Source organism: candidate division KSB1 bacterium (assembly GCA_034521575.1).
Taxonomy (GTDB): Bacteria; Zhuqueibacterota; Zhuqueibacteria; order Residuimicrobiales; family Krinioviventaceae; genus JAXHMJ01.
Window position 1 is genome coordinate 1,062,625 of record JAXHMJ010000005.1, and the last position, 23,046, is coordinate 1,085,670.

Genomic DNA, 23,046 nt, shown 5'->3' on the forward strand with positions numbered 1-23,046 from the left:
ATATGGCCTATGAATCTGACTTTTTAATCATCGGCAGCGGTATCGCGGGACTTTCCGCTGCATTGAAACTGTCCAGGGTCGGAACCGTCGCAATTGCAACCAAAAAAGAAAAAGCAGAGTCCAACACCAATTATGCCCAGGGGGGGATCGCATCGGTGTTTGATGCGGACGACTCGTTTGATCAGCATATAAAAGACACATTGGCAACCGGGGCGGGCCTTTCCAATCCGAAAGCTGTGAGCATGATTGTAGAACGAGGTCCCGCTCTCATCAATGAACTGTTTGATCTGGGAGTGCCGTTTACCAAGCGTTCTGACGGCGAATTTGATTTGGGACGAGAGGGCGGACATCAATTTGAACGTATCGTTCATGTCAGAGACCATACCGGGCAGGATGTAGAACAAACCCTGCTCAATGCGGTCAAGGAAAATCCGAACATCAGCCTGTATGAAGACCACGTCGCAATTGATCTAATTACGGAACATCATGTGTTTTCTCCCGGCAGCTTGCAGCAGGACACATCTTTCTCTTGCTGGGGCGCTTATGTGCTTGATGAAAAAGGCGGACAGGTCAAACGCTTCATGGCCAGGGCCACTATTTTGGCGACCGGCGGCTGCGGTCAGGTGTACCTGCACACCACTAATCCGGGCATTGCCACAGGTGACGGCGTGGCTATGTGCTACCGCGCCGGAGTGGCCATCGCCAACATGGAATTTATGCAGTTTCATCCCACATCCCTGTTTCATCCGCAGGCCAAGTCGTTTCTGATCTCGGAAGCGCTGCGTGGCTATGGCGCCGTCCTGGTCAACCGGCAGGGAGAAACGTTTGTGGACAAATTCCACCGCAGCGGTTCACTGGCGCCGCGCGATGTGGTGGCCCGTGCCATTGACTCGGAAATGAAAAAATCGGGAGAGTCCTGCGTTTACCTCAATGTCAGTCATAAAAACGCGGAAGAGACGCGTCAACGATTTCCCAAAATTTATTCCACTTGTAAACAGTATAAAATCGATATCACCCGGGAACCCATCCCGGTTGTGCCGGCCGCACACTATTCATGCGGCGGCGTGGTCACGGACCTCGAGGGACGCACGTCGTTATCCGGATTGTTTGCCTGCGGTGAGGTAAGCTGCACCGGCGTCCACGGCGCCAACCGTCTGGCATCCAATTCACTGCTGGAAGCATTGGTATTTGCCGATCAGTGTGTAAACGCCGCAAAATCTTGTGTAAAAAACAATCATAATAGCTTGCCGCGTATCCCGCTCTGGGATGACGCCGGCACGTTTAACAGTAAAGAATGGGTACTGATCTCGCATGATAAAATGGAGATTAAAAACCTGATGTGGGATTACGTGGGAATTGTCAGATCAACATTGAGACTGGAGCGCGCCTTGAGTCGCGTCCGGTTGGTGGGGCGAGAAATTGAAAATTTCTACAGACGCACCACAGTAGCCGCCGGCCTCATTGAATTGCGCAACCTGGCAACCGTTGCGCAGCTTATTATCCAGTCAGCCTTACTGCGCAAAGAAAGCCGGGGGCTGCATTACACCACCGACTATCCGCAAAAGAATGACACGGATTATCTAAAAGATACGATTCTGCAAAAACGCGTGATCTGATTTACTCGCCCATCACCTTGATGATGCCGCGTTTGCGGCGCTGACCGTCAAATTCGGCATAATAGATCTGCTGCCAGGGGCCCAGATCCAGACGGCCGTCCGTAATCGGCAGAATCACTTCATGATGAATTAATAAATTTTTCAGATGAGCATCCCCGTTGCTCTCGCCGGTGCGGTGATGGCGGTAATCCGGCCCTTTGGGGGCCAGTTTGTCCAGCCACTCGTCAATATCCTGAATCAGACCCGACTCAGCGTCATTCACATAGACAGCCGCCGTGATGTGCATGGCAGACACCAGCACCATACCTTCTTGAATACCGCTTTTTTCAACAGCCTCTTTAACTTTTGACGTGATATTGATATAATCACGCGGCTTGTCGGTATTGAACCACATATAATCGGTATAAAACTTCATTTATTCATCTCCCAGGATGAGAGCTTCGCGTTCGAATAAGGACTGATTAAAATCGTCGATATAATTGTTGATCTGCAGAAAATGATCTTCCACGCGGTCTTTGTCCATCTTTTCCTGCTTCATCGAAGCAATTTCTTCATCAATATTCACGGTCTCATCAAGCATGTCAGCTTCCAGATCATATAAACGCTGCAGAAAACGTTCGGAAACGGAATCCCTGCCGAAAAATCCCCCGGATGTATAGGTGGGATCGTCCAGACTCGCGCATATCGTCGTCAGTTTTTGCTTTGTTTTGTCCACGAGCTGTTCAATTTTACGTTGATCCTCTTCCTGCTGCGCCTGAATTTCGGCGCCCAGATTGGACAACAGCGAGTGAATCTGATTAACCAGATGCGCGCGTACGACGGTATCGGTTTTTTCACGAATATCACAGGCATGATATCCGTCATATCCCCGGATGGACTTGGCAAGACGTTCTAATCCGGGATGCTTGGCAAGAGTTTGTGCTGACATAACTCAATCTCCTAAAACAATGAACTCAATGATGTTACGATTGATGGAAACAAAGGCGGAAAATATTTTGAATATATCTTCATTTTACAATTGAACGTCTTGAAGGAGCCAAATATAGACACAATCATAAAAAAAGTCAATAGAATAATCAACAACCCCGATAAAATTAAACTATTTTACATTTGAAAGCTCAAGGTCTTTGTCTGTAACACTCTCTTTTGCGGATATCATCCCGTCAACCGCGCCTTTTTTTGCCGATGTTCCACATACAAAGCCAGACTGACTCCACTCGTAATAATAATCATTCCGACCAGCTGAACCGGCGTAACCCCCTCACCCAGAAACAGCCAGGCGAGAAAAGACGCGCCCACCGGTTCCGCCAGGATAACCACTGAAACGGCTGTTGCGGAATAATATTTCAGCGACCAGTTGAAACTGGTATGTCCCACCACCTGGGGTAAAAGCGCCACGGCCAGTAAAAGCCAATAGGTCTGGGATGTAAAGCCGATCATTGGTGTTCTGTCCAGCAGCACAAACAAACCGGTAAAAACAGCGGCCACGCTATATACGAGCGTGACATAAGGAACAGTGTCCATCTCCGGGCGCAGTTTGCGTCCGATCAGCAAATAAATCGCTGCGAACAGAGCGCCCAGCAGCGCCAGAACATTGCCGAACAACTGATCCGGAGACACGGAGAAATCAGCGCGACTGATGATCACACTGCCGACCAGAGTTACGATCAGGCCGACGCCCATCAACGGCGACGTCTTTTCCTTGAGAAACAGCGCGGCCCCCATACTCACCCACAAGGGCGATGTGCAAACCAGCACCACAGAGCTGGCAACCGAGGTATAATTCAATGAAGTGATCCACGTGGCAAAGTGCAAAGCCAGCGCCAGCCCGGAGATAAAGAGCCATTTGCCGTGCCCGCGGATATGCAACAGTAAATCACCCTTGCGCCACTGCAGCAGCAAATAAAAAATCGCGCCGAACAAAAGCCGATAAAAGGCAATTGCGAGTGAAGGCGCTTCACACGCCTTGATTAAAACTGCGGCTGATGATATAGCCAGCAATCCGGCGGCCAGCACCAGAACCACATGAGGTTTTTTAACAGCAGATTCGTTCAACTCTCTCTCCGTTCGACTAGGGTTCGATCCAGATCATTTGGGAATGAAACACGATGCAAATTCAGAACCCGCCTGGGCAAGCAACACATCACTGTTTTTGTGAAACCGCATGCTGATATGGTACAGAGCAAGCCGGAGCGCCCCGGCGCTGCGGGCGATTTGCGCCGCCTCCCGGGCTGTACTGTGTTGGGTGAAACGGGCCCGTTCCTGAAATTCATCGGAAAATGTGGACTCGTGGATCAAAAGATCGCTGTTCCGGGCCAGTTCAACAGCTGCGTCGCAGGGACGCGTATCCGTACAATAAGTAATGATGCGTCCCGGTATCGGCGGACCCAGCACGTCGTCCGGGTAAACCGTACGGCTGCCGCGTTTGACCGGATGCCCACCCTGCAGACGTGCGCGGTCCGGTCCGGGCTCCACACCCAGGGCGTGCGCCTTTTCAGGATCAAATTTGCCCGGCTTTTCCGCTTCCTCAAACCGGTAACCGATCACCGGCACCTTGTGTTCCAGTCCGGCCGTTTGAACTGTGAATTCATTGACCATAAACCGATCCGGTGTTCCGGGATCAATTTCTATAATTTCAACAGGATAATTCAAATCATAGCCGGCAACCTGCTGCATACAACGGATATAGTGCTGCAGGCCGGGCGGACCATAAATATTCAACAGCTCTTGCCGCTGCAGCAGCTGCTGTGAGGTCAGGTATCCGGCCAGCCCGAACAGATGGTCGCCATGCAGATGAGAAATAAACACCGAGGAAATACGTGTGGGAGACAGTCCGGCGCTCATCAGCCGCTGCTGCGTGCCTTCACCGCAGTCCAAAAGATAAAGATGGCGGTCCGAACACAAGACGGCAGCGCTCACATTGCGCTCCGGTGAGGGCAACGAGGCCCCCGTACCCAGAAACACCACCGACACAGTTGTGGTCAATACAGGCATCCGGGGATCAGGACTCTTTATGGGTTCCGAATTTGTTCTCAGTACCATTCAGCAAACGCTTGATATTGGAACGGTGCGTAAATACAATCAAGGCCGCGATAATAAAACTAAACACATACAGAGCCGTGGAAACCGGAACATGACAAACGTAGCGAAAGACCGACAGAGTCACCGGCAGGGTTACAGCGGCGGACATGGACGCCAGAGACATAATCCGAGTGGCAATAAACATCAGCGCAAACACGACCAGACAGAACAGCAGCGCCATGGGATACATGGCCAGCAGCATTCCGGCGGCTGTTCCCACACCCTTGCCGCCGCGGAAATGGGCAAACAGGGTCCAAATATGCCCGGCCACCACGCCGCAACCGACAATAATCATCATCGTATCCAGATGCAGCGGTGTCATCGATAGAAACAGACGCGATACCCACCAGGTTGCGGCAAACCCTTTGAATACATCAAAGGCCATGACAAACAGGCCCGGACCGGCTCCCAGCACACGAAACACGTTTGTCCCTCCGGCATTGCCGCTGCCGTGCTCCCGAATATCAATCCCGCGCAGCAGTTTCCCGGTGAGAATGCTGGTCGGAAATGAACCAATCACGTAAGCGATAATAAATGCAGCAACAATTCCAATCATAGTCTTATCCTTTATATTATATCAGAATATCAAAAGATTTCCCGTTCATAAAGCTGCAAAAGCTGTTTTCGAAAGCGCCCCCGCAGTCCCAGTGTCGTCAATGTATGCAGGTACCCTTCCGGCGTGCCCATGTCCAGTCGCTCTCCCTGGACCTCGATACCATAGACCGGCTTTGACTCGATCAATTCCTGCAAAGCCGGGGTCAGCTGGATTTCGCCGCCGGAGCGTTTGTTCTGTTGTATATGTGTATGCAGAATAGCAAAAATATCCGGTACCAGCGCATAGATTCCGAATAGAGTCAGATACTGATCCAGCCCCGGAACGCGCAGTTCGTTCCTGGCGGCTTTAATCGACGGTTTTTCGAGTATATGCGTCAGACGGTATCGTCCCGGCACATTTTCCGAGCTCCCGGTTACAGTTCCAAACAAATGCAGCAGATGTTCCGGTGTCTGTTGCAAGCCGAACACCGAAGCATTTTGCTGCGCAAACGCATGCAGCAATTGCTGAATACACGAGTCGGATGTTTTTGACACATACACATGATCGCCCAAACAGAGCAGAAACGGTTCATTTTCGGCCCAGTCACGCGCGCAATACACGGCATGTCCGAACCCCTGCTGACGGGTTTGTTCAATAAAAGTGATACGCTCCGACATATCGCGCAGGTTTTCAGCCAGGGCCTGCTGTTCGGGCTTGCCGTCAAAGCGGGTATCTGTGATCTGTTCGTGAAAATGCCGTCTCATTCCGGCGGCGCCCGGCTGTACGATTAACGCCGCCTCCGAGATTCCGGCTTTAAAGACTTTTTCCAGAATCACCTGGATGGTCGGTTTGGTCACACCATCAATATCGACCAGCGGCAGCAGTTCTTTCTGCACCGCTTGGGTCGCCGGAAACTGACGCGTGCCGTAGCCGGCGGCTGTTACAATAGCTTTTTTGATCATGCGGCTCCCTGCTTTTGATTAAAATAGTCATTTTAATACAAAAATAAAAGCACGGAATTGTATGTATTACACTGATACATTGTTTCCGGCCTAAACAGACACCCTGCACCCAACGGCCGGCATTTTTATTGTATTTTATAGACTTGTGCGTTAGAATTCATGGTATAATGTTTGCATTTCCAATCATAATAAAAAAGCAAAACCCGTTCAACTCTAGCTCGAGACTATGACAAACGCTATGGAAAATCTTAAAGATCTCGTTTACTCACTCTGCTCAGGCGCGTACAGTCAATCCCAGCTGGTGGATGTTGTCAATATTATGCAGAAAATATCCCTGAGTTACCTGAAATATCAACAGGTTATGGGAAAACGTATTTCCAGTGAACGCAATAATACCTATATTGAATTGGAAGACCTGTCGATTGACTGTATTGCTGAATTATTCAGCCGCGACAGCGACGGGCGCTTTCATCAATTGCAGCGTTATTATCTACCCCGTTATGAAGAAAATGCCGATATCTCGGATGAAGATGTACTGATGCTGACACGGCGTCTGGTGGTGCGCAAAACCAAACAGGAATTATCGCGTATCTTTCGGGAACGCGACCCGGAAGGCGCAAAAATCGTCAGAAATATCAAAGTAGCCGTGCGGTCTTCGGAAAAACTGGCCATGTTTTCGGAAATGGGCCGCGACTATGTGTTTTACAAAAACGGTCTGGAACTGGAACCGGGGGAACCTCTGGATCCGCATGCCATCGCGGATTATCTGCGCCGAAAAAATCCACCTGTGCCGCTGGACCTTTTGCACACACGCTTTATCGAATTTTATTCGCCGTCCGATTCCGTGTCCGGTTCGATCCGCCGGCTGATGAAAACCGTGCATGAACTAAAAAAGCATCAGAATTTCCTCGCCCTGGATGCGCTGACCAAACTGGTGCGGGAAGCAAAATTTGACACAGCGCGGGAAAACCTGAAACCTGATGACTATTCGCCCACACCGCTGGATGAATTGGAGACCCGGGAAATAGAAAGCTATATCGATGTCACCATGACGGTTGTGCGCGAAAAAATCAAAACCCAGTATCTTCAGGCGAACAAACTCGACCCGGAACGTGCCATCATCTATGAAAAGGCGCTGCGCGATGTGTTGTTCGACCTGGTGCAGAAAAATATTAATTCGTCCTATTTTAAAAACCTGAAATATTATATCCCCCGCCTGACTCAAAAAGAATACCGCTGCAACGAACGTTCGATTTTCGAGTATCTTGCCAAAGTGGCAAAACGCGAATTCCGCGGTCATTTAAAAAGCCTGCTTTAATTTTTACGTAAAAAAACGCCTTTGTCTGTATTCTATAACAGTTTAATCACCAAAGACAAGGCAAGATGGCTCTTATGACAACTCGATCAAAACCGAACGACGTTCATCTCTCCCCTCAAAGCAAAGATGACCCGTGTGAACGCTCGGCGTTGTTTCATCAACTGATGCAACATCAGTTGGAGCAGCCCGTGGCGGACCGGGTTTTTGATTGGGCCGAAGACATATGCCGGGAACCCGTCATATGGTTTCAGTGCCGTTCTCTGGGTCGGCCCCATAACGGAGACATGGAGTTCAGGCTGGCAAAAACGGGGAAAACCGCATCCCTAAATTCTAAAGATGATCTATGGATCCGCGCTGTACAGGATACGAAACAGGACCGGCTGGTGCTGTACGCCCGGCCGCAACAACACCAGGGTCTGCACCGCTACACCCTGATCCTGCCGGGGCTAACGGTACAAGCGCCGATCCGCATGGCCGGCAAATGCGTATTGCCCTCCATTGCGCTTGAGCAGCTTGACGGACAAAAGCTGGTGCTGCGTTTCAGAGAAGATGCGCTCACCTCATCATTCCAGGAGCGTTTCAAAAGAATGCTTTGTTCTTAGCCTGAACTTTTCTATATTGAAACGATCAGAAAACCGTAACCTGTAGACTTTATCTGCAAAACGGGGCTGTTAATGGAAAGTCGAAAAACATTACTGAATCAAATTCCGCCGCTGAATACCATTGTGACTCTAACCGCGAACTTTAAACAAATCATGGACCCGGAACACATGGATCCCACTGTAGCGCGTCTACTGAATCTCATGGACGGGAAACGCACCATTCGGCAGGTCATCGACCAAATCTCCGGACCTGAACTCACCACACTGAAACACTTGGCCAAACTTCATCAGCTGGGATTTCTGCAGTATGACCCTGAAAATGAAGACGAGTCCTTTGAGCTCGATTCGGGCTCGGCTGATAATTATTATGTGAATTCAACATCCGCCGCATCCCGGGAAAGCACACAGCTGATGCCGCACGAGCCTGTGGAAGAAATAGACGGAAATTTCGAGTATTCTACGAATGCGCCGGAAAAACCCGAATTTGCCTCACCGGGAGATATTCTGCACGAACACGAGCGACGGCAAAAACGCGATACACTGCTCATCCTGAGTACAGACCCGGATATCCAGAAACTGTTTCTCCATCATCTCGAATTCAAAGAAAGCTCACGCAATAAAACACCGGATCCCCATATTCGATTCGGCATTCTGCAGCGGAAAGATCGAACCCTGAACATCCTGGGGGTGTGCATGGACCGTCATTTTAACGCGTATATGGAATTTTTCGGTTCGTCTATCCATGCCTGTCTGCTGCTGATCAACCGGGAAAAGGTGGTCACCTCTTATCTGAATTATCTTCTCACCGTCCTTGAAAAAAAATTGTATGTCCCCATCACCCTGGTGCTCAAAGGTGATGAAAAAGCCCTTTATCACGACAGCCGCGACCTGCAGCAGCGCGTGGTCAACAATGAAAACTGGCGCCTTTTGCTCAAATCCTCGTTCAATCCGCGTGACATTCAGGATATCATAAAAAGCGTGTCCTTGTGATGCGCCGCCAACCTTTAGCGCTCGTACGCCCTCTACACACGATTCTTGTCCTGCTGCTTACGCTCGGTTTTTTGGCCGGTCGTGCATCCGGAACCGATTTTACGCGTTACGGATATATTCAGCTGCATTACAGCCCTCCGGACTCCCAGATTGCCCGGAAAACCGCTGATATTCTGCATGAAGCGTATCAGGAAATTGCTTACGACCTCAGAATCAAAGGGCAGGACACACTGAACGTGTTTATCGCGCCCGGTCGAAAGGATTTCCGCGAACTGTTGCAGGGGAGACTGCCGGACTGGACCGGAGCGTTTGCGGTACCGGGGCGGCGGGCTATGTACCTGCGCTCTCCGCGCTGGTTTCAGGAAAAACAGACCTATCGCAGCACGGTCATTCATGAGCTGACGCACATTCTGGTGCATGACCGGGTCAACCAGCGCCGCCTGCCTCGCTGGCTGGACGAGGGCCTGGCTGTATTCTATTCGCGCGAAACCCGCCTGCGCACATCCACAGCCATTTCCAAAGCCCTGACCACCGGATCGATTATTCCCCTCGATCAGGTGGACGAGGTGCTGAAATTTCACCGCGTTAAAGCCGAACTCGCTTATCAGCAGAGCTACTCCGCGGTCTATTACCTGCTCACTACCTATGACCTCGAAGCCCTGCGCACGATCCTCGATGGACTCGACCGCGGCTTTAGCCTGGACGAATGCTTTAGACAGGCCACCGGCAGCTCATTCGCCGGATTCGAACGCGAATGGCTGGACTGGGTGCGTAACACCCACAAAGGCCTGTGGCTCACCGATATCAACCTTTACTGGCTGCTCATTCTGCTCCTCCTCCCCGTCGCCTATCTGGCGCGCAAATGGCACAACCGCAGAACCCGTAAACGCTGGCAGGAAGAAGACCGGGCCGAAGAGAATCAGGTCGAAAAACATCACTCGCAATGAGCTCGCGGATTTGCTCATTACCAATTTTCGGCACATCTCTTCACAAGCCCTGGATGACTTTGGCTCGTTCAGGCCTATCTTTTGATATCTATTCTTCAATCTCATCCAACCTTTCTAATGCCTCGCGAGTCCCTCGTGTTTTCACAACTCTATTCTTCTACGTTCCCGCCGGGAAGGGTTTGAAAAATGAGTTTTTATATATACTTATAAATGTATAAAACAGTACGTTCTGTAGAACGTACTGTTTACAAAAGTCAAATCATTTGAATGAATATCCGGGGCAGACAAACACACTCGCCCCCGGTCCGATGCGTGTGTGTGTCCGCGTCTCATCCACGTTCTATGATTTCGCTGCAAACGCGGTGAAATTTGCACCCGAGATCCGGTTTATCACCAAACGGGAAAAAAAGTGTGATCCGCAGAGCGTCCCGGCATGAATCAGCCGACGGGCGGTATGGATATACCGGGGAATCATGATTTGAAATCGTTGAGGTTTCCGGGGGAGGGCGCGATTTGTGTGGCTATTTTGAAAGTTTGGCTTAAATTTGTTTTCTTTCGGATTCTCTGAATATCTCGGGCATTTATTTCTACAGCAGGTATTTCAATCCCAAATTCTTTTAATTCCTTTTCCGTAAATGATGTCTTGATCCCACTTTTTATTGTATCTTGGATCGTATAAAAAACAATTCCTATTTCAACAACATCACCTTTCTGACAGATGTATGACTACCAGAAGATAACCGGATAAAATATACACCCGAGGGACACTGTTTGGCATTCCAGATCACAGAATATTGACCGGCATTCTGGTATGTTGATACCAATTGTTCAACTATTCTGCCGGTTAAATCATAAACAGTCATTTCAGTATGGCTGGCTTGTGACAGGTCATATACAATTGTGGTTGTGGGGTTAAAGGGGTTGGGATAATTGGGGTATAGCATAAAATGATCCGGTTTTTCATGCGTACTTTGCACACGAACATCATCTCCAGAAGAAAAAAATCCCGACATCAATAACGCAAAAATCTGATCACTGGCATTTAGTTCATCATCAATCACTATACCTCTCAGGATATAAATAAAATATCCGACATTCCAGCCAAATGCCGCCTTTGAAAGTTGGTCATTATCTGCTGATATGTCCATCCTGCTTTGGCCTGGATTATCATACACATGATAAGACACAAAATCCAGACTTTCTGACAACTCATACTGAGGTCCTTTGATAACCAATCCCGAATCCGGTTCATACTCCTGCGGATCATATATATCCGGATCCCAAGCATAGGTTTTTATGCCCTCTCCTGGCACAGAAACACAGATGGTCTCCCCTAACATGTTCATATCTTGACTGGTTGTATCCCAAGAAACAATTCCAGATTCCATGCGTCTTAATTCATTTCCTGAAGAATACTGATAAATAGACATCCAGGTTTCATTAAAATACATGTCATTGTCCAGGAAGGCTATATATTGGTTGTCAATTAGTTTGAGCCGCTGTGGTCGCTTACCATTGCTCGGCATCCGATCAATACAGGCTAATTCTGCTGGGTCAGATAGTTCAATCATTTCATACCCAGCATTATATTCTCCACCATAGTATCCCGCAAACAGCAAATGGCTATTGTAATTAATCTCCAAATTTGTTCCTGGCCCATTTAATTGATAGGTTGATACTTGCCGGGGTTCTTTTACATTACCCACAACATCAAAAACCGTCACTTGGTCGGATCCCTTTGGCAATACATAGGCATAATCGCCACCAAAGACGATATCTAAAATTGTTTCCCCTACATCATAACTGGATTTTTCTTGAGGATTCAAAGGGTCTTCAAGGTCATAAATACTGAATGAACTGGCTGGTAAACCATGCGTCACATATAAATAATTATTGGATTGATAAATCTTGTTCCCATTTAGCAGTTCAACACTAGTCTCCCTAATTGGGTTTACCGGGTCGGTGCCAATATCATATATCACCAGTTCATTGTTATAATTGTCAACAACATATAGATAATTCCCGACAATAACTTCACCGGAGATGATCATTTCACCATCTTCCCAGCCGCCAAATTCGTTGACCTTTTCAATTTTAATGGGAAGAATATTGGGTGCATCAGTAATATCAACTAAAACCATTTCATGGTTTTTTTGATCAATGGCTACGGCAACTGTTCTCTCAGGATAATCAGGATGATTATTAATAATTTCCAATCCGCCTGAAAGGGCGCTATCCGCCATTTCTTCTGACATCTCATACATAAAGTTAACCCGCCCCCTTGCTGTATCGACTCTGTTTAATCGAAAAAAGCCAGGTTCCCAGGACCGATAAGGTGCATTAAGCCATAGGGAGGAAAATCCTTCTTGTGAATAAGAATCAAACGCAATTCCAAAATGATGATAGTCATCAGGCTTTTCAAAGGTTTTTATTGTTTTGCCTGTTTCCGGGTCAATTTTAATGATGGGTCCATTATTTGAATTTGACGAGTAAATCACATCTTTATTGGGGTCATAGGCCAATCCCCGATGTCGAGCGTAGGTGTCATTATAAATTTTTTCTGCTTCAGTAAAATCGGAAGGATCAATTTTTCGGATGTATTGATTTTTGCTGGCTAATATATAGGTCCCATCAAAGGCTAAATCTTGATAGCCTGAATATTCTGTGTTTTGTGATACTGATTCCACATATGAGCCATCAAAAGAGTAGATATCAAAATAATTGTCGCCTGCGTTGTTTGTGGACGAAACGATATATTGATTGTCAACAACGGTAACCCCCAGGCTAGTCCGTTCTGATAGAAGTGAAATTCTATCTAAAATGATCCCAATACTCTGATGCCCCGACCTTTTTCTGAGTCCTTGTTTATTTTCAAAATCTTCCGTTTGATCATAATCCACTGCCAAAACTCCGGTGATCAGCAATAGAATAGAAAGCGACCCATAAAATAATTTTTTCATAATTCCTCCACGCCCCTCTTTTTTAAAAATTGAAAATCGCGCTCCACCGTCTTGAATTCTTAATTAATACGTTTTTTACAATACGATTTGAGATTCAACCGAATCATTAAAACAGATTAAGGAAAACTCTTGAGAAAATCAAGCAAAGAATTAAAGTGGTGGTAATAAACGTGCAAGAAGGTGTTAAAATCAAAGCTCATGTATTAATTTTTTTCGTTCTTCAGGGGATATCTTTTTAAAGTGAATCATCAAAATAAAGGTCTTTTTTCGTTCATCTATAATCCTTTTGCCCAACGATTGCATAAGCGGACTTGGCCAAAACGCTCGTTTAAAGTAAAAAAGCGATTCCACCAAGCTAAAAATCTCAAAAAAAGCGGCTGGCAAAGTTCGGCCTTGATGCTTTTGTTATCTCTTACTTTAATTCTTGCTCGATTCGTTCAGCGATAAACATTTTCATTAAAGACTGATAAGGCACATCTCGTTTATTTGCAAGTATCTTTAATTCTTCGATCATAATTTCTGGGAGTCGGATAGAAATAGTTTTTAAGCTTGGTTTTAATTTTGGTAAAGTGACAATATCTGCTTTATCCCAGTCAATATATTCGGTGGAATCATTTTCTGACCAGAATTCTTGTTCCTGAGCTTCACTTTTAAACTCGGGACTGTTTTTTAATATTTTGTCTTTCATATGTTTTTCTCTCTTTTTTACTCATATCTCTTGATGATATTACTCTTATGAGATTGTTTCGAATTGTAAAAGCTATGAATAGATATCTGTTTGTATCAGTAACACCCAGTGCATAATATCGCAATTCTGATTTGGAATGTTTAACATCATATGCTACTAATAATGTCTTGTTAAAAAATATCTGCTCGCTTTCAACTGGTGTGACTTTGTGCTTCTCCCAATTTTTATGGATGTTACCTTCATCCCATTAAAAACCGGTACATTGCTGAAGAATATCAATACTTTTCATAATAATAAGTATATGTCATTTATATACAATTTGCAAGATTTTTTTATTGAGATAACCCATAAGCATCACCGGCGGGAGACACTGCAGAGCGAGGAACGAGCGGCGCTGTGTTTCCCGCCCGCATGCATGCACTTGTTGGGCATTCCATCGCATGCTCTGCCCTGCCGATTTCATGCATCTTGATGCGAATCTCGGCTCTTCATTCATGATCGAGCGTTTCCCGCACTTTCGCGGCGAGTTCGTCGCGGGTGATCGGTTTGCTGACGAAATGCACGTTATCGTCGAGTATGCCTCGATGAGCGATCATATTGGCGGTGTAGCCGGACATGTAGATCACCTTCATGTGGGAATCGCCCCCCGCCAGCTCCTCGGCCAACTCGCGGCCACTCATGCCGGGCATAACCACGTCGGTCAGCAACAGGTCGATGCCGTCCTTGTGCCTGGTCGCCAAGAGCAGTGCCGCTTCTGGCGATTCCGCCGTGAGCACGGTGTAGCCAAGATCTTGGAGAAAAAGGTCCACGGTGACGCGGATGGATTTCTCGTCTTCGACCAGCAGGATGGTCTCGGTCCCACCGAGTCGAGAGCCAGTCGGTATTTTGCGCTTCGCGTTGGCGGTCTCCTCCACGATCCGGGGCAGGTAGATACTGAAGGTGGTACCTCCGCCGGGTTCGCTGTAGACGCTGACAAAGCCCTTGTTCTGTTTGACGATCCCATAAACCGTGGCCAACCCGAGGCCCGTGCCCTCACCAACTCCCTTGGTGGTGAAAAAGGGCTCGAAGATGTTGGCCAGCGTTTCGCTGTCCATCCCAGTGCCGTCATCGCTGACCGCCAGCATAACGAATTCGCCGGGCTGCAAGTCCGCGTGGGTCTCGCAGTATTTCTCGTCTATGGAGACGTTTTCCGTCTCGATGGTCACCTTGCCCGCGCCGGCGATGGCGTCGCGCGCGTTGACGCAGAGGTTGGCGAGGATCTGGTCGATCTGTCCGGGATCGACCTTGACCGGACAGAGGTTCGCGCCCGGCGCCCAGACCAGATCGATATCCTCGCCGATGAGGGGCCGCAGCATCTTGAGCATATTCTTGACCGCGTCGTTGAGGTCCAGCACGTGCGGGACAATGGTCTGCTTGCGGGCGAACGCCAAAAGTTGCCGGGTGAGGTTGGCGGAGCGCTGGGCTGATTGCGTAATCTCGTCCAGATACTCCTGTATAGGATGATCTTTGCCAATTTCCTCGCGGCAAAAGTCTGCATACCCCATAATGCCCATGAGCATATTATTGAAATCGTGTGCCACGCCGCCAGCGAGGCGTCCGACGGACTCCATCTTCTGGGCCTGGGTCAGTTGAGCCTGAAGTTTCTCGCGCGCCTCCTCGGCCTGCTTGCGTTCGGTGACGTCATGAAGGCTGCCGTACAGGCGCTTGACCGCCCCATCATCTCCAAGCTCGGGAATTCCCCGCACGACGCAGTGATGCAGTTGGCCGTCGGCGCGCATGACACGCACTTCCAGATCATAGGGCACGCCGTTGCTCAGACATTCCTCGACAGCCTTAAGCAGGCGGGTGCGGTCCTCGGGCACATAGAACGTTTGGTGCTCGGTGAACGAAGGCGCTTCTTCCGCTGGCTCAAGCCCGAAGATACGGAAGAGTTCGTCCGACCAAGTAACTTTGTCGCCTTCGACTTCCCACTGCCAACTGCCCACATGCGCCACCGCCTCCGTACGGCTCAGCATCGTGTGCTCGCGCTCCAGCGTCTCTTCGGCCTGCTTGCGCTCGGTGATGTCGCTCAACACGACGCGGCACACAGGTGCGCCGTCTTCCGCTTGAGTGGCGGTTGCCGTCAGATGCGCCCAGAAGCTTGCGCCGTCCGGTTTGACCAGCCGCAGTTCGCATTCCTGCGGTTCGCCCGTCTCAAAGAGCTTTTTGCGGTGCAGGTAGTAGATGTCCTGGTCCTCCTTGAGGATAAAACGGGAGATCGGTTGCTTGACCAGCTCGCCGCGGTTCACGCTCAGCAGGGTGGCGGCAGTGAGGTTGGCCTCCAGGATCAGTCCTTTTTCGCTGATGGTGGCGTAGCCCACCGGAGCCAGGTCATAGAGGTCGAAATAGCGCGCTCGCCCGGCTTCGATTTCGGCCTGGGCCTTGCGAAGCTCCTCGTTCTGCATCTCCAGCTCGATCTGGTGCACCCGCAGTTCGTGGAGCGTTTCCCGGATTTCTTCGGACGAGAGGGTCGCGCTGTCTTTCGGCGTCCGGGCGGCCTGTTTTCGGGCAAGCGCTTCGGCCTTTTGCCGCAAGTCTGCGGCGTCTTTGGAGTTGTTGTCCTGGTTTGTCATGTTTTCTCTCCCTTATCTTCAGATTGCAAAGTCCTGTTTGCGCCGGCATCCATTCGCGCTCCGCCTTGTTGCCCGGTCACATCCAGAGTGGCGCCGGTGATCCCGACGACGGCGCCGGCAGCATCTTGCAGCGGTTCGACGGTCAGATCATATACAACGGTTTTGCCTTCAATGGTGGTCTTGACGTTTTGTCGCGTGCATTTTCCGCTTGTCAGCACCTTTTGCTTGATCGCCGTCAGTGCGGCGGCCTCCTGTTCCGGCAAAAGGTCGGCGTCTGTCTTGCCGATGACCTGTTCCGACGCAAATCCAGGGACGGGATTGTGAATCCAGGTGTAGCGCAGTTTCATATCCTGATTGAAAACAGCAATCGAAGTAGTGTTGAGTGCGACCCGCAGCCGCTCTTCGTTCACCCGCAGCGCCTCGTGAAGTTTTCGCGCCGCCGTGATATCCACAAAGGTGAGCACCGCGCCCTCGATGACGTTATCCATGGTGCGGTAGGGCTGAATGCGCATGGCGTACCACCGGCCCTCGGCCGTCTGCACGTCGGTCTCCTTGGGGATCAGGGTATCGAGCACTGCCTGCGTGTCCTCCTTCAGGTTGCCGTAGCCGGGCAGGTTGGAGACGATGTGGGACACAGGCCTGCCGATGTCGCTCTGGATCAGATTGATGATTTCTGTGGCGGCGGGGGTGAAGCGCAGGATGCGCAGCGTGTGATCCACAAAGACCGTGGCGATGCCGGTGCCGGCCAGCAGGTTGTTCATGTCGTTGTTGGCGCGCGAGAGGTCGGCCACCTTGGTTTGCAGCTCGGCGTTGACCGTTGCCAGCTCCTCGTTGACCGACTGCAACTCCTCCTTGGAGGTTTCCAGCTCCTCGTTGGTGGATTGCAGTTCCTCGTTGACCGACTGCATCTCCTCGTTGGACGACTTGAGCTCTTCGTTGGACGTCTCCAGTTCCTCGTTGGTGGCCTGAAGATACTCATCCTTGGCCCGCAGCTCCTGCTTGAGCGCGGCGATACGGTCGTCGGCATCCACACCGGTCGGCTCTTCTGATGGCGGATTGTCGCCCGGCCCTTCAGGCAATGATAACTTGTCGCCGACCATGGGTTCCTGCGCCGGATTTAGAATGACCAGGTACAAAGGAGACTCGGGCGAGGCCGTCGGGGCAAGGACCACCGGACGGACAATCACATTGACAGTGGTAAAGTCGCCGTTGGTCTTCACCCGCACTCCCGGGCGCCGCACGGTTTCCCTGGTTTGCGCGGCTTTGTGCAGCGTCGTGGTCAGGTCGCGCCGCAATCCTTCCCGGGCCATTTTCAGAATGTTGCTGGGGCCGCTCTCTCCGGGGGCGGGTTCCAGGTACATGCCGGTGCGGCCGTGGAGATAGAGAATATCCCCCCCGGCATTGACCAGCGCCCCGGCCTGGACAACCTCTTGCAGCAGGGCCTGTTCGGTCAGCTCGCGCAACGGCAATTTCCGGGGATGAGTCGTCTTCCCTCCGGTACGCATATGCTCTGTATCGGGCGTCGTTATGGGCGGAAGGAAACGTCCCACGCTTGCACGCTCGGCGCCGAGGATGCTTTCCTTGCGCTGGTAAATCTTTTGCTTACGGTCCAGCGCTGCAAAGAGATCGCCAATCTCGCCCACGGTTTCGGAGGTCCCCAGAAAGAGATATCCTTTAGGGTTCAAGGCGTAATGGAAGAGCGGGATGAGCTTTTTTTGCAGAGTGCCGCCCAGGTAGATCAGCAGGTTGCGGCAACTGATCAGGTCCAGCCTGGAAAAGGGCGGGTCCTTGATCACGTTCTGCTCCGAAAAAACCATCATGTCCCGGATGCCTTTATGGATGCGGTAGGCGCTGTCGCCCGGCTCGGGCGAAAAGAAGCGCGTCAGCCGCTCCGGCGTGAGATCGGTGGCGATGGAGGCCGGATAGATGCCGGCACGGGCCACGGCAATGGCATGTCTGTCGATGTCCGTAGCAAACACCTGCACTTTGAAGCTCTGTTTGAGCGCTTCCTGACATTCGGCCAGCAGGATGGCCAGGGAATAGGCCTCCTCGCCGGTGGAGCACCCCGGCGCCCAGATGCGGATCGTTGCATCAGCGCCCTTGCCGGCAAAGAGCTTGGGGATGATCTGCTCTTCCAGGGCATTGAAGGCTTCGGGGTCGCGGAAAAAACTGGTCACACCGATCAGCATGTCGCGAAACAGCGCCTCCACTTCCTCGGGAGCCTGCTGGATGAACTTGACGTAGCCATCCATGGTTTCGATCTGGTGGACGGCCATGCGCCGTTCGATGCGGCGTTGGCTGGTCGTGGGCTTGTACTGGGAAAAGTCGTGGCCGGTCTGGGCGCGCAAAAGGACAAAGATTTTCTTGAGCGCGCTCTCGGTCTTGGGGGGCGGCGTGGCGGGCACGGGCGGCTTGCCGAAGGCATGGGTCGTGTAGGCGATGAGCTGGGCGGGCATTTCGGCCGGCGGCAGTTCGTAGTCCACAAGTCCCGTGGCGATGGCGCTGCGCGGCATGCCGTCGTATTCGGTGGACTCGGGGTTCTGGGCCATCACCATGCCGCCCTCGCCCTTGATGGCCCGCACGCCCAGGGTGCCGTCGCTGCCGGTGCCCGAGAGCACCACGCCAATGGCTCGCTCGCGCTGGTCCTGGGCCAAAGACCGGAAAAAAAAGTCGATGGGCAGTCGCTGGCCGCGCGGCGAGGCGGGCTCGAGCAGTTGGAGTGCGCCGTTCAAAAAGGCCATGTCACGATTGGGAGGGATAATGTAGGCGCAGTTGATCTGAACCGGCATACCGTCCTCGACCTCAAAGACCTGCATACGGGTGTAGCGCCGGATCAGGTCGGTCAGGATGCTCTTGTGGTCCGGGGCCAGGTGCTGCACCAGCACAAAGGCCATACCCGGGTCAGCGTCTGTGGGCATACCGGAAAAGAAGGCCTCAAAGGCCGCCAGGCCCCCGGCTGATGCGCCGACACCCACGATTGGAAAGGCGGTGGCAGCACGGTCAGCCTTTGCCTGCGCCTCAATGGCGGTTCCATTGTGCTCCGGCGGCATGCCGGTCTTCATTTCGCCTGGGTGTGAGGCGTCCGGCTTGGTCAGTTTTTTTCTCTTTGTCATGCCAATCTATTCCTGTACAAGGGATTATACGTTCATAGCTGATATTCTGTGAATGTGCTACTTTATGTACAATGGTCGCCAGCTCTGATATTCTATTGTTATTCAACAATTCTCCTTTCACTGTAAATATCAAGCGATAAAAACCAGATAGCTTAATAGCCCATTGACTTTTTCTATCACTTTTCAATAAATGACAGTGTAAGCCTGGCAACAAAGCCAGTTCATTTATGTCTCTTGATTGTTTTATGATATTGATTCGTTGAATATACTTGCGAGCGACATCTTTTCCATAGCTTCGTTCTGCTTCACTAGAATTTTCATACTGCTTTTGAAGCTTTCTTGTTCTGAATTGAACTTCCACATAATTCTCTCAATATTCTTAAAACAATATTTACCTATGGGGCAAAGATAAAAAGTCAATTTGATTATATCAAGGATTAAATTTACCTTTAATAAACTACTCGGTTTTCGTCGTCCAAATCTTTAAATATTCTTCAGCTGTACAAACTGACATTTTACTTTGTTTGTAATGCTTTTTATTTCGGGTAATAATAAAATTGATTTCGTATGATTTCGCTGTATGATATTGAATTGCGTCTTCAAAGTCACTAAACTTTGACGACAAAGCCAAGTCGATTATTTTTGAATCCACCGGAAGAATTGAAATTATCGACTTGAGTTTTACGAGGCTTTGTAAGGCATATTCTTTAGATTTAGCTTTTCTTAAAATATAGTGAAGATTTGCAAAAACGATGGGTGAGGTGAATCCGGCAACATCCCCTTTATCTAACAAAGAAAATAACTTGGCTGCCGGAGTATAAAATTCATCACGCTGTGCTAGTACATCAAGAATTATATCAGAATCAACAAATACCCGGTGCATTATGAATATTTCTCCTGAATGTAAGAACCATATTCTTTTTTGAAATCAAAATTTTTATCAACGCTAATAATTCCTGATAATTCTTTAACGATTGGAGAAATTTCAATTTCTTCAACTTGATTCTTTTCAGCTAGGAAAGATAAAATAATTCTGAACCAAAGATGACAAACTTTGATTCTTATCACGAGCATATACTTTTGCCTGTTCAATAATATCCTTGTTGAGATTTAATGTGAGTTTTACGTTCATAACTTACTCCGTGATTCTTACGTATTTATTGTAGTAATTTATTACGTGTTGATCAAGTAAAAAGTTCCTTTTTTTTCTTTTCACATTCAATAAAACTCGCCAAAACGTACATCTCCAATGGCCCCCGACTATTTTTTTTTTTTGAAATTGTGACACCGAAAACATCATGTTATGACTCTATGGTCTTTCGATTCAACCCGGTAATTGCTGATCGCAACCCGGTGCGTATAGCGGCCCGGATAATCGATCACTCGTTCCGGATCGCGATAAATATCTTTGCAAACCGTAATCCACTTTTTCTTGTACAGATTTTTCTTGAATAATTTGAACGAGTTCGCATCTTTCAAGCACTGAATCTTGCCATGAAACCCTATTTTATTCTCTTGCCAGGCCTCATTTAGATACGCTATAAATTTCTTTTTAAACAAATCCGATATCTCATTCACATGTATAAAACATGGCGTTCCTGATTTGTCTTGCGCGAGTTGAACGAGCGCCGTCATTGGATAATCCGCCTCCGGTAACCAGGCAGTGCAAATGCGGGTGATCAACCTATCAAGCGTGTTACGATACAAAAACTTGATCGCGCTACAAGCCTGCTTAAGATTGGCCTGACTGCCCTTTTTAAGCGTTTTCATAGTATAAAGATAGCGTCTGATATCATCGACTGTTACCGATTCAGCAGGTTTTGCAATCGTCTCCAGGAATCGACATGACAAGTATAAGCAAGTATCGTTTTGGGACTGTAACTCATCAGAGACAAGTCCATTTTCATTTGTTCAACGAGCTGTGAATGATCCTGCTTTGATAATGTTAATGGTGATAGGTGAATCTACATCAACGTCAGCATCATTACAACAGGTTTTCAATTGCCCTGACATAGCCAACAACTTGACCCCACGGTTTTTCTTCTGGTTCCTTGATTGGTAACGCACCAGCAGAAAGAGCATTTTTGTATGCTGCGGAGACATCTTCTGTCACAAAAGCCAGCTCGATACCAAAAGGTTTGTCATTGATATTGGCTTTTGAATACTTACCAAGATTCATATCGCCCATTTCGTGGGAAGCAAAAGCTAATATCGTTTCACCTGATTGCAGTTCACCATAGGCTTTAGACTCATGAATAAATTTCACGTCAAAACCAAAGGCTTTTTTGTAAAATTCCAATGTCTCTTCCACTGATGAAACATAGATGATTGTATATCCGTATTTCATTTTTCTTTATCTCCCCTGCTGAGCTATGTGATTTTTTCGTTCTTGAGTAAACGACCACCATGGAAGAGGTTCACCACCCGCCATAAAATGAACAGCCGACATAAACACATCAATCACGCAAGGGTCATGCCTTTTACCTGTAGCTGCGCATAAATCTTCATACATTTTGAAAGGTTCCACTCCAATCAACTTCTTGGGATGGTCGATGCCAATCAAATGAAGATCTGCTGCTATCGCTTTACCAATATTTGGGAGCGCGTCCAAACGTGATACTTTGTCTCTGTCTGGATTCTTCATGTTGTTCCTTATCTCGGCTAACGCTTGGCTAACCTGCGCGCAGGCCAACCCCGCGCATTATTTCAAAAACCAAATGAACCTGAAACGCCCCAAAATTTAGCCAAACCGCACGCGCCCTGCACGTCAGGTTGAGCCGATTGTTAGACCTAAATTTAAAATTAGACAGTCAACAACCAAGGATTAAAAAGTGAAACACCGCTTTGTTCCATATCCTTTGTATTTCTCGTCACTACAATAAGGTCATTTGCAATTCCGGTTGCTGCAATCAGACCATCAATCAAAGACATTGGTTTTCCAGCAAGCTCTGCTTTACCTTGAAGTTCACCCCATTTTGTAGCCGTATTTATATTAAAATTCAATATTCTATTTTGAAATCTTTCACGTAAATCCGAGTTAACCCATTTGTGTAGACGGTCTTTTTTTCTACTTTTTGGTAGTTTTTCGATGCCTTTATGAATTTCACCAAATGTGAAGACACTTAAGTAAAGTGCCGTTTCATCCAAATCGGAAATCCAAGTTTGAACATTTTTATCAGGCTCTTTTTTTAACAACTCTGAAACCACGCATGTATCCAGAAGGTAGTTCATAGAGAAACCTCGCGTGGAAATTCCTTATTTCTTTCTAAATCAATAGAATAATCTGCTAATGGTGATTTCCGAAAAAAGCTAATAATATTTTGTTTGGGTTTTAATAATTTTCTATACTCAGAAATTGATAAAACTACAACAGCCTCTTCACCGTGTTTTGTTACTATCTGTGGGCCAATAGTTTTAGCTTTTTCTACTAAATTGCTAAATTTATTTTTAGCATCTTGTAATTGCCATGAATTGTTCAACATAATACACCTCATATATTTATCCAGACTGTCTAGAATATATGTACTTGATTATCCATTGTCAATAAGATTTTTCAAGTAAAATTTATAAACTCAAAATTAAATTATTGTGACATAGGGTCAATAAAACAATTAGCAGTATA

25 protein-coding genes are annotated in these 23,046 nt (G+C 48.5%); 5 read left to right on the forward strand and 20 right to left on the reverse strand.

Annotated elements, in window-relative coordinates; all coding sequences use genetic code 11:
• Nucleotides 1–2: 2 nt before the first annotated feature.
• Nucleotides 3–1,616: an L-aspartate oxidase gene (nadB, locus tag U5R06_17760; protein ID MDZ7724593.1), complete on the forward strand. Its 1,614-nt coding sequence runs from the start codon at nt 3–5 to the stop codon at nt 1,614–1,616.
• A 1-nt stretch (nt 1,617) separates the two neighbouring features.
• On the opposite strand, the gene U5R06_17765 is transcribed toward nadB, so the two are convergent.
• From U5R06_17765 to U5R06_17790, 6 genes are all read right to left on the reverse strand, one after another.
• Nucleotides 1,618–2,031, reverse strand: a complete 414-nt coding sequence (locus U5R06_17765; GenBank protein MDZ7724594.1) for a secondary thiamine-phosphate synthase enzyme YjbQ — start codon at nt 2,029–2,031, stop codon at nt 1,618–1,620.
• The gene (locus tag U5R06_17770) at nt 2,032–2,544 is read right to left on the reverse strand and encodes a hypothetical protein (GenBank protein MDZ7724595.1); all 513 of its coding nucleotides are present in this window, start codon (nt 2,542–2,544) and stop codon (nt 2,032–2,034) included. It lies immediately after the preceding gene.
• Nucleotides 2,545–2,771: 227 nt separating this feature from the next.
• Nucleotides 2,772–3,671: a DMT family transporter gene (locus U5R06_17775; protein MDZ7724596.1), complete on the reverse strand. Its 900-nt coding sequence runs from the start codon at nt 3,669–3,671 to the stop codon at nt 2,772–2,774.
• A gap of 33 nt (nt 3,672–3,704) precedes the next feature.
• Nucleotides 3,705–4,601: a ribonuclease Z gene (rnz, locus tag U5R06_17780; GenBank protein MDZ7724597.1), complete on the reverse strand. Its 897-nt coding sequence runs from the start codon at nt 4,599–4,601 to the stop codon at nt 3,705–3,707.
• Nucleotides 4,602–4,617: 16 nt separating this feature from the next.
• Nucleotides 4,618–5,253 (reverse strand): glycerol-3-phosphate 1-O-acyltransferase PlsY, encoded by a 636-nt coding sequence (gene plsY, locus U5R06_17785; GenBank protein ID MDZ7724598.1) that lies wholly within the window; start codon nt 5,251–5,253, stop codon nt 4,618–4,620.
• Between the two features lie 29 nt (nt 5,254–5,282).
• Nucleotides 5,283–6,194, reverse strand: coding sequence for a sugar phosphate nucleotidyltransferase (locus U5R06_17790; GenBank protein MDZ7724599.1), 912 nt, complete (start codon nt 6,192–6,194; stop codon nt 5,283–5,285).
• A 238-nt stretch (nt 6,195–6,432) separates the two neighbouring features.
• Between U5R06_17790 and U5R06_17795 the strand changes: the two genes are divergently transcribed.
• The 4 genes from U5R06_17795 (at nt 6,433) to U5R06_17810 (ending at nt 10,051) form a co-directional block, all read left to right on the forward strand.
• Nucleotides 6,433–7,512 (forward strand): hypothetical protein, encoded by a 1,080-nt coding sequence (locus U5R06_17795; GenBank protein ID MDZ7724600.1) that lies wholly within the window; start codon nt 6,433–6,435, stop codon nt 7,510–7,512.
• Nucleotides 7,513–7,586: 74 nt separating this feature from the next.
• Nucleotides 7,587–8,114, forward strand: a complete 528-nt coding sequence (locus tag U5R06_17800) for a hypothetical protein (protein MDZ7724601.1) — start codon at nt 7,587–7,589, stop codon at nt 8,112–8,114.
• 72 nt (nt 8,115–8,186) lie between these two features.
• The gene (locus tag U5R06_17805) at nt 8,187–9,104 is read left to right on the forward strand and encodes a hypothetical protein (GenBank protein MDZ7724602.1); all 918 of its coding nucleotides are present in this window, start codon (nt 8,187–8,189) and stop codon (nt 9,102–9,104) included.
• Nucleotides 9,104–10,051, forward strand: a complete 948-nt coding sequence (locus U5R06_17810) for a peptidase MA family metallohydrolase (protein MDZ7724603.1) — start codon at nt 9,104–9,106, stop codon at nt 10,049–10,051. The genes U5R06_17805 and U5R06_17810 overlap by 1 nt, the downstream gene beginning before the upstream one ends.
• A 689-nt stretch (nt 10,052–10,740) precedes the next feature.
• Here the strand turns inward: U5R06_17810 and U5R06_17815 are convergent.
• From U5R06_17815 to U5R06_17880, 14 genes are all read right to left on the reverse strand, one after another.
• Nucleotides 10,741–13,011: a T9SS type A sorting domain-containing protein gene (locus tag U5R06_17815; protein ID MDZ7724604.1), complete on the reverse strand. Its 2,271-nt coding sequence runs from the start codon at nt 13,009–13,011 to the stop codon at nt 10,741–10,743.
• A gap of 412 nt (nt 13,012–13,423) precedes the next feature.
• Nucleotides 13,424–13,699 carry a BrnA antitoxin family protein gene (locus U5R06_17820; GenBank protein ID MDZ7724605.1) on the reverse strand — a complete coding sequence of 92 codons (276 nt, stop codon included), beginning with the start codon at nt 13,697–13,699 and terminating at the stop codon, nt 13,424–13,426.
• On the reverse strand, nt 13,662–13,931 hold the full coding sequence (locus U5R06_17825; protein ID MDZ7724606.1) for a BrnT family toxin: 270 nt from the start codon (nt 13,929–13,931) through the stop codon (nt 13,662–13,664). The genes U5R06_17820 and U5R06_17825 overlap by 38 nt, the downstream gene beginning before the upstream one ends.
• A 256-nt stretch (nt 13,932–14,187) precedes the next feature.
• Complete coding sequence (locus U5R06_17830; GenBank protein MDZ7724607.1) at nt 14,188–16,311, reverse strand: PAS domain S-box protein; 2,124 nt, start codon at nt 16,309–16,311, stop codon at nt 14,188–14,190.
• Nucleotides 16,308–19,424 carry a chemotaxis protein CheB gene (locus U5R06_17835; protein MDZ7724608.1) on the reverse strand — a complete coding sequence of 1,039 codons (3,117 nt, stop codon included), beginning with the start codon at nt 19,422–19,424 and terminating at the stop codon, nt 16,308–16,310. The genes U5R06_17830 and U5R06_17835 overlap by 4 nt, the downstream gene beginning before the upstream one ends.
• Nucleotides 19,330–19,785 carry a type II toxin-antitoxin system RelE/ParE family toxin gene (locus U5R06_17840; protein MDZ7724609.1) on the reverse strand — a complete coding sequence of 152 codons (456 nt, stop codon included), beginning with the start codon at nt 19,783–19,785 and terminating at the stop codon, nt 19,330–19,332. The genes U5R06_17835 and U5R06_17840 overlap by 95 nt, the downstream gene beginning before the upstream one ends.
• A gap of 96 nt (nt 19,786–19,881) precedes the next feature.
• The gene (locus U5R06_17845) at nt 19,882–20,307 is read right to left on the reverse strand and encodes a PIN domain-containing protein (protein ID MDZ7724610.1); all 426 of its coding nucleotides are present in this window, start codon (nt 20,305–20,307) and stop codon (nt 19,882–19,884) included.
• The gene (locus U5R06_17850) at nt 20,307–20,492 is read right to left on the reverse strand and encodes a DUF6364 family protein (GenBank protein ID MDZ7724611.1); all 186 of its coding nucleotides are present in this window, start codon (nt 20,490–20,492) and stop codon (nt 20,307–20,309) included. The genes U5R06_17845 and U5R06_17850 overlap by 1 nt, the downstream gene beginning before the upstream one ends.
• Complete coding sequence (locus U5R06_17855) at nt 20,434–20,556, reverse strand: DUF6364 family protein (GenBank protein ID MDZ7724612.1); 123 nt, start codon at nt 20,554–20,556, stop codon at nt 20,434–20,436. The genes U5R06_17850 and U5R06_17855 overlap by 59 nt, the downstream gene beginning before the upstream one ends.
• A gap of 164 nt (nt 20,557–20,720) precedes the next feature.
• A complete protein-coding gene (locus U5R06_17860; protein ID MDZ7724613.1) occupies nt 20,721–21,059 on the reverse strand; it encodes a transposase in 339 nt (112 codons plus the stop codon).
• Between the two features lie 349 nt (nt 21,060–21,408).
• The gene (locus tag U5R06_17865) at nt 21,409–21,771 is read right to left on the reverse strand and encodes a VOC family protein (protein ID MDZ7724614.1); all 363 of its coding nucleotides are present in this window, start codon (nt 21,769–21,771) and stop codon (nt 21,409–21,411) included.
• A 6-nt stretch (nt 21,772–21,777) separates the two neighbouring features.
• Nucleotides 21,778–22,068: a helix-hairpin-helix domain-containing protein gene (locus tag U5R06_17870; protein ID MDZ7724615.1), complete on the reverse strand. Its 291-nt coding sequence runs from the start codon at nt 22,066–22,068 to the stop codon at nt 21,778–21,780.
• Nucleotides 22,069–22,226: 158 nt separating this feature from the next.
• A complete protein-coding gene (locus U5R06_17875; protein MDZ7724616.1) occupies nt 22,227–22,655 on the reverse strand; it encodes a type II toxin-antitoxin system VapC family toxin in 429 nt (142 codons plus the stop codon).
• Complete coding sequence (locus U5R06_17880) at nt 22,652–22,906, reverse strand: type II toxin-antitoxin system Phd/YefM family antitoxin (GenBank protein MDZ7724617.1); 255 nt, start codon at nt 22,904–22,906, stop codon at nt 22,652–22,654. Before U5R06_17880 ends, U5R06_17875 begins: the two co-directional genes overlap by 4 nt.
• Nucleotides 22,907–23,046: the final 140 nt, after the last annotated feature.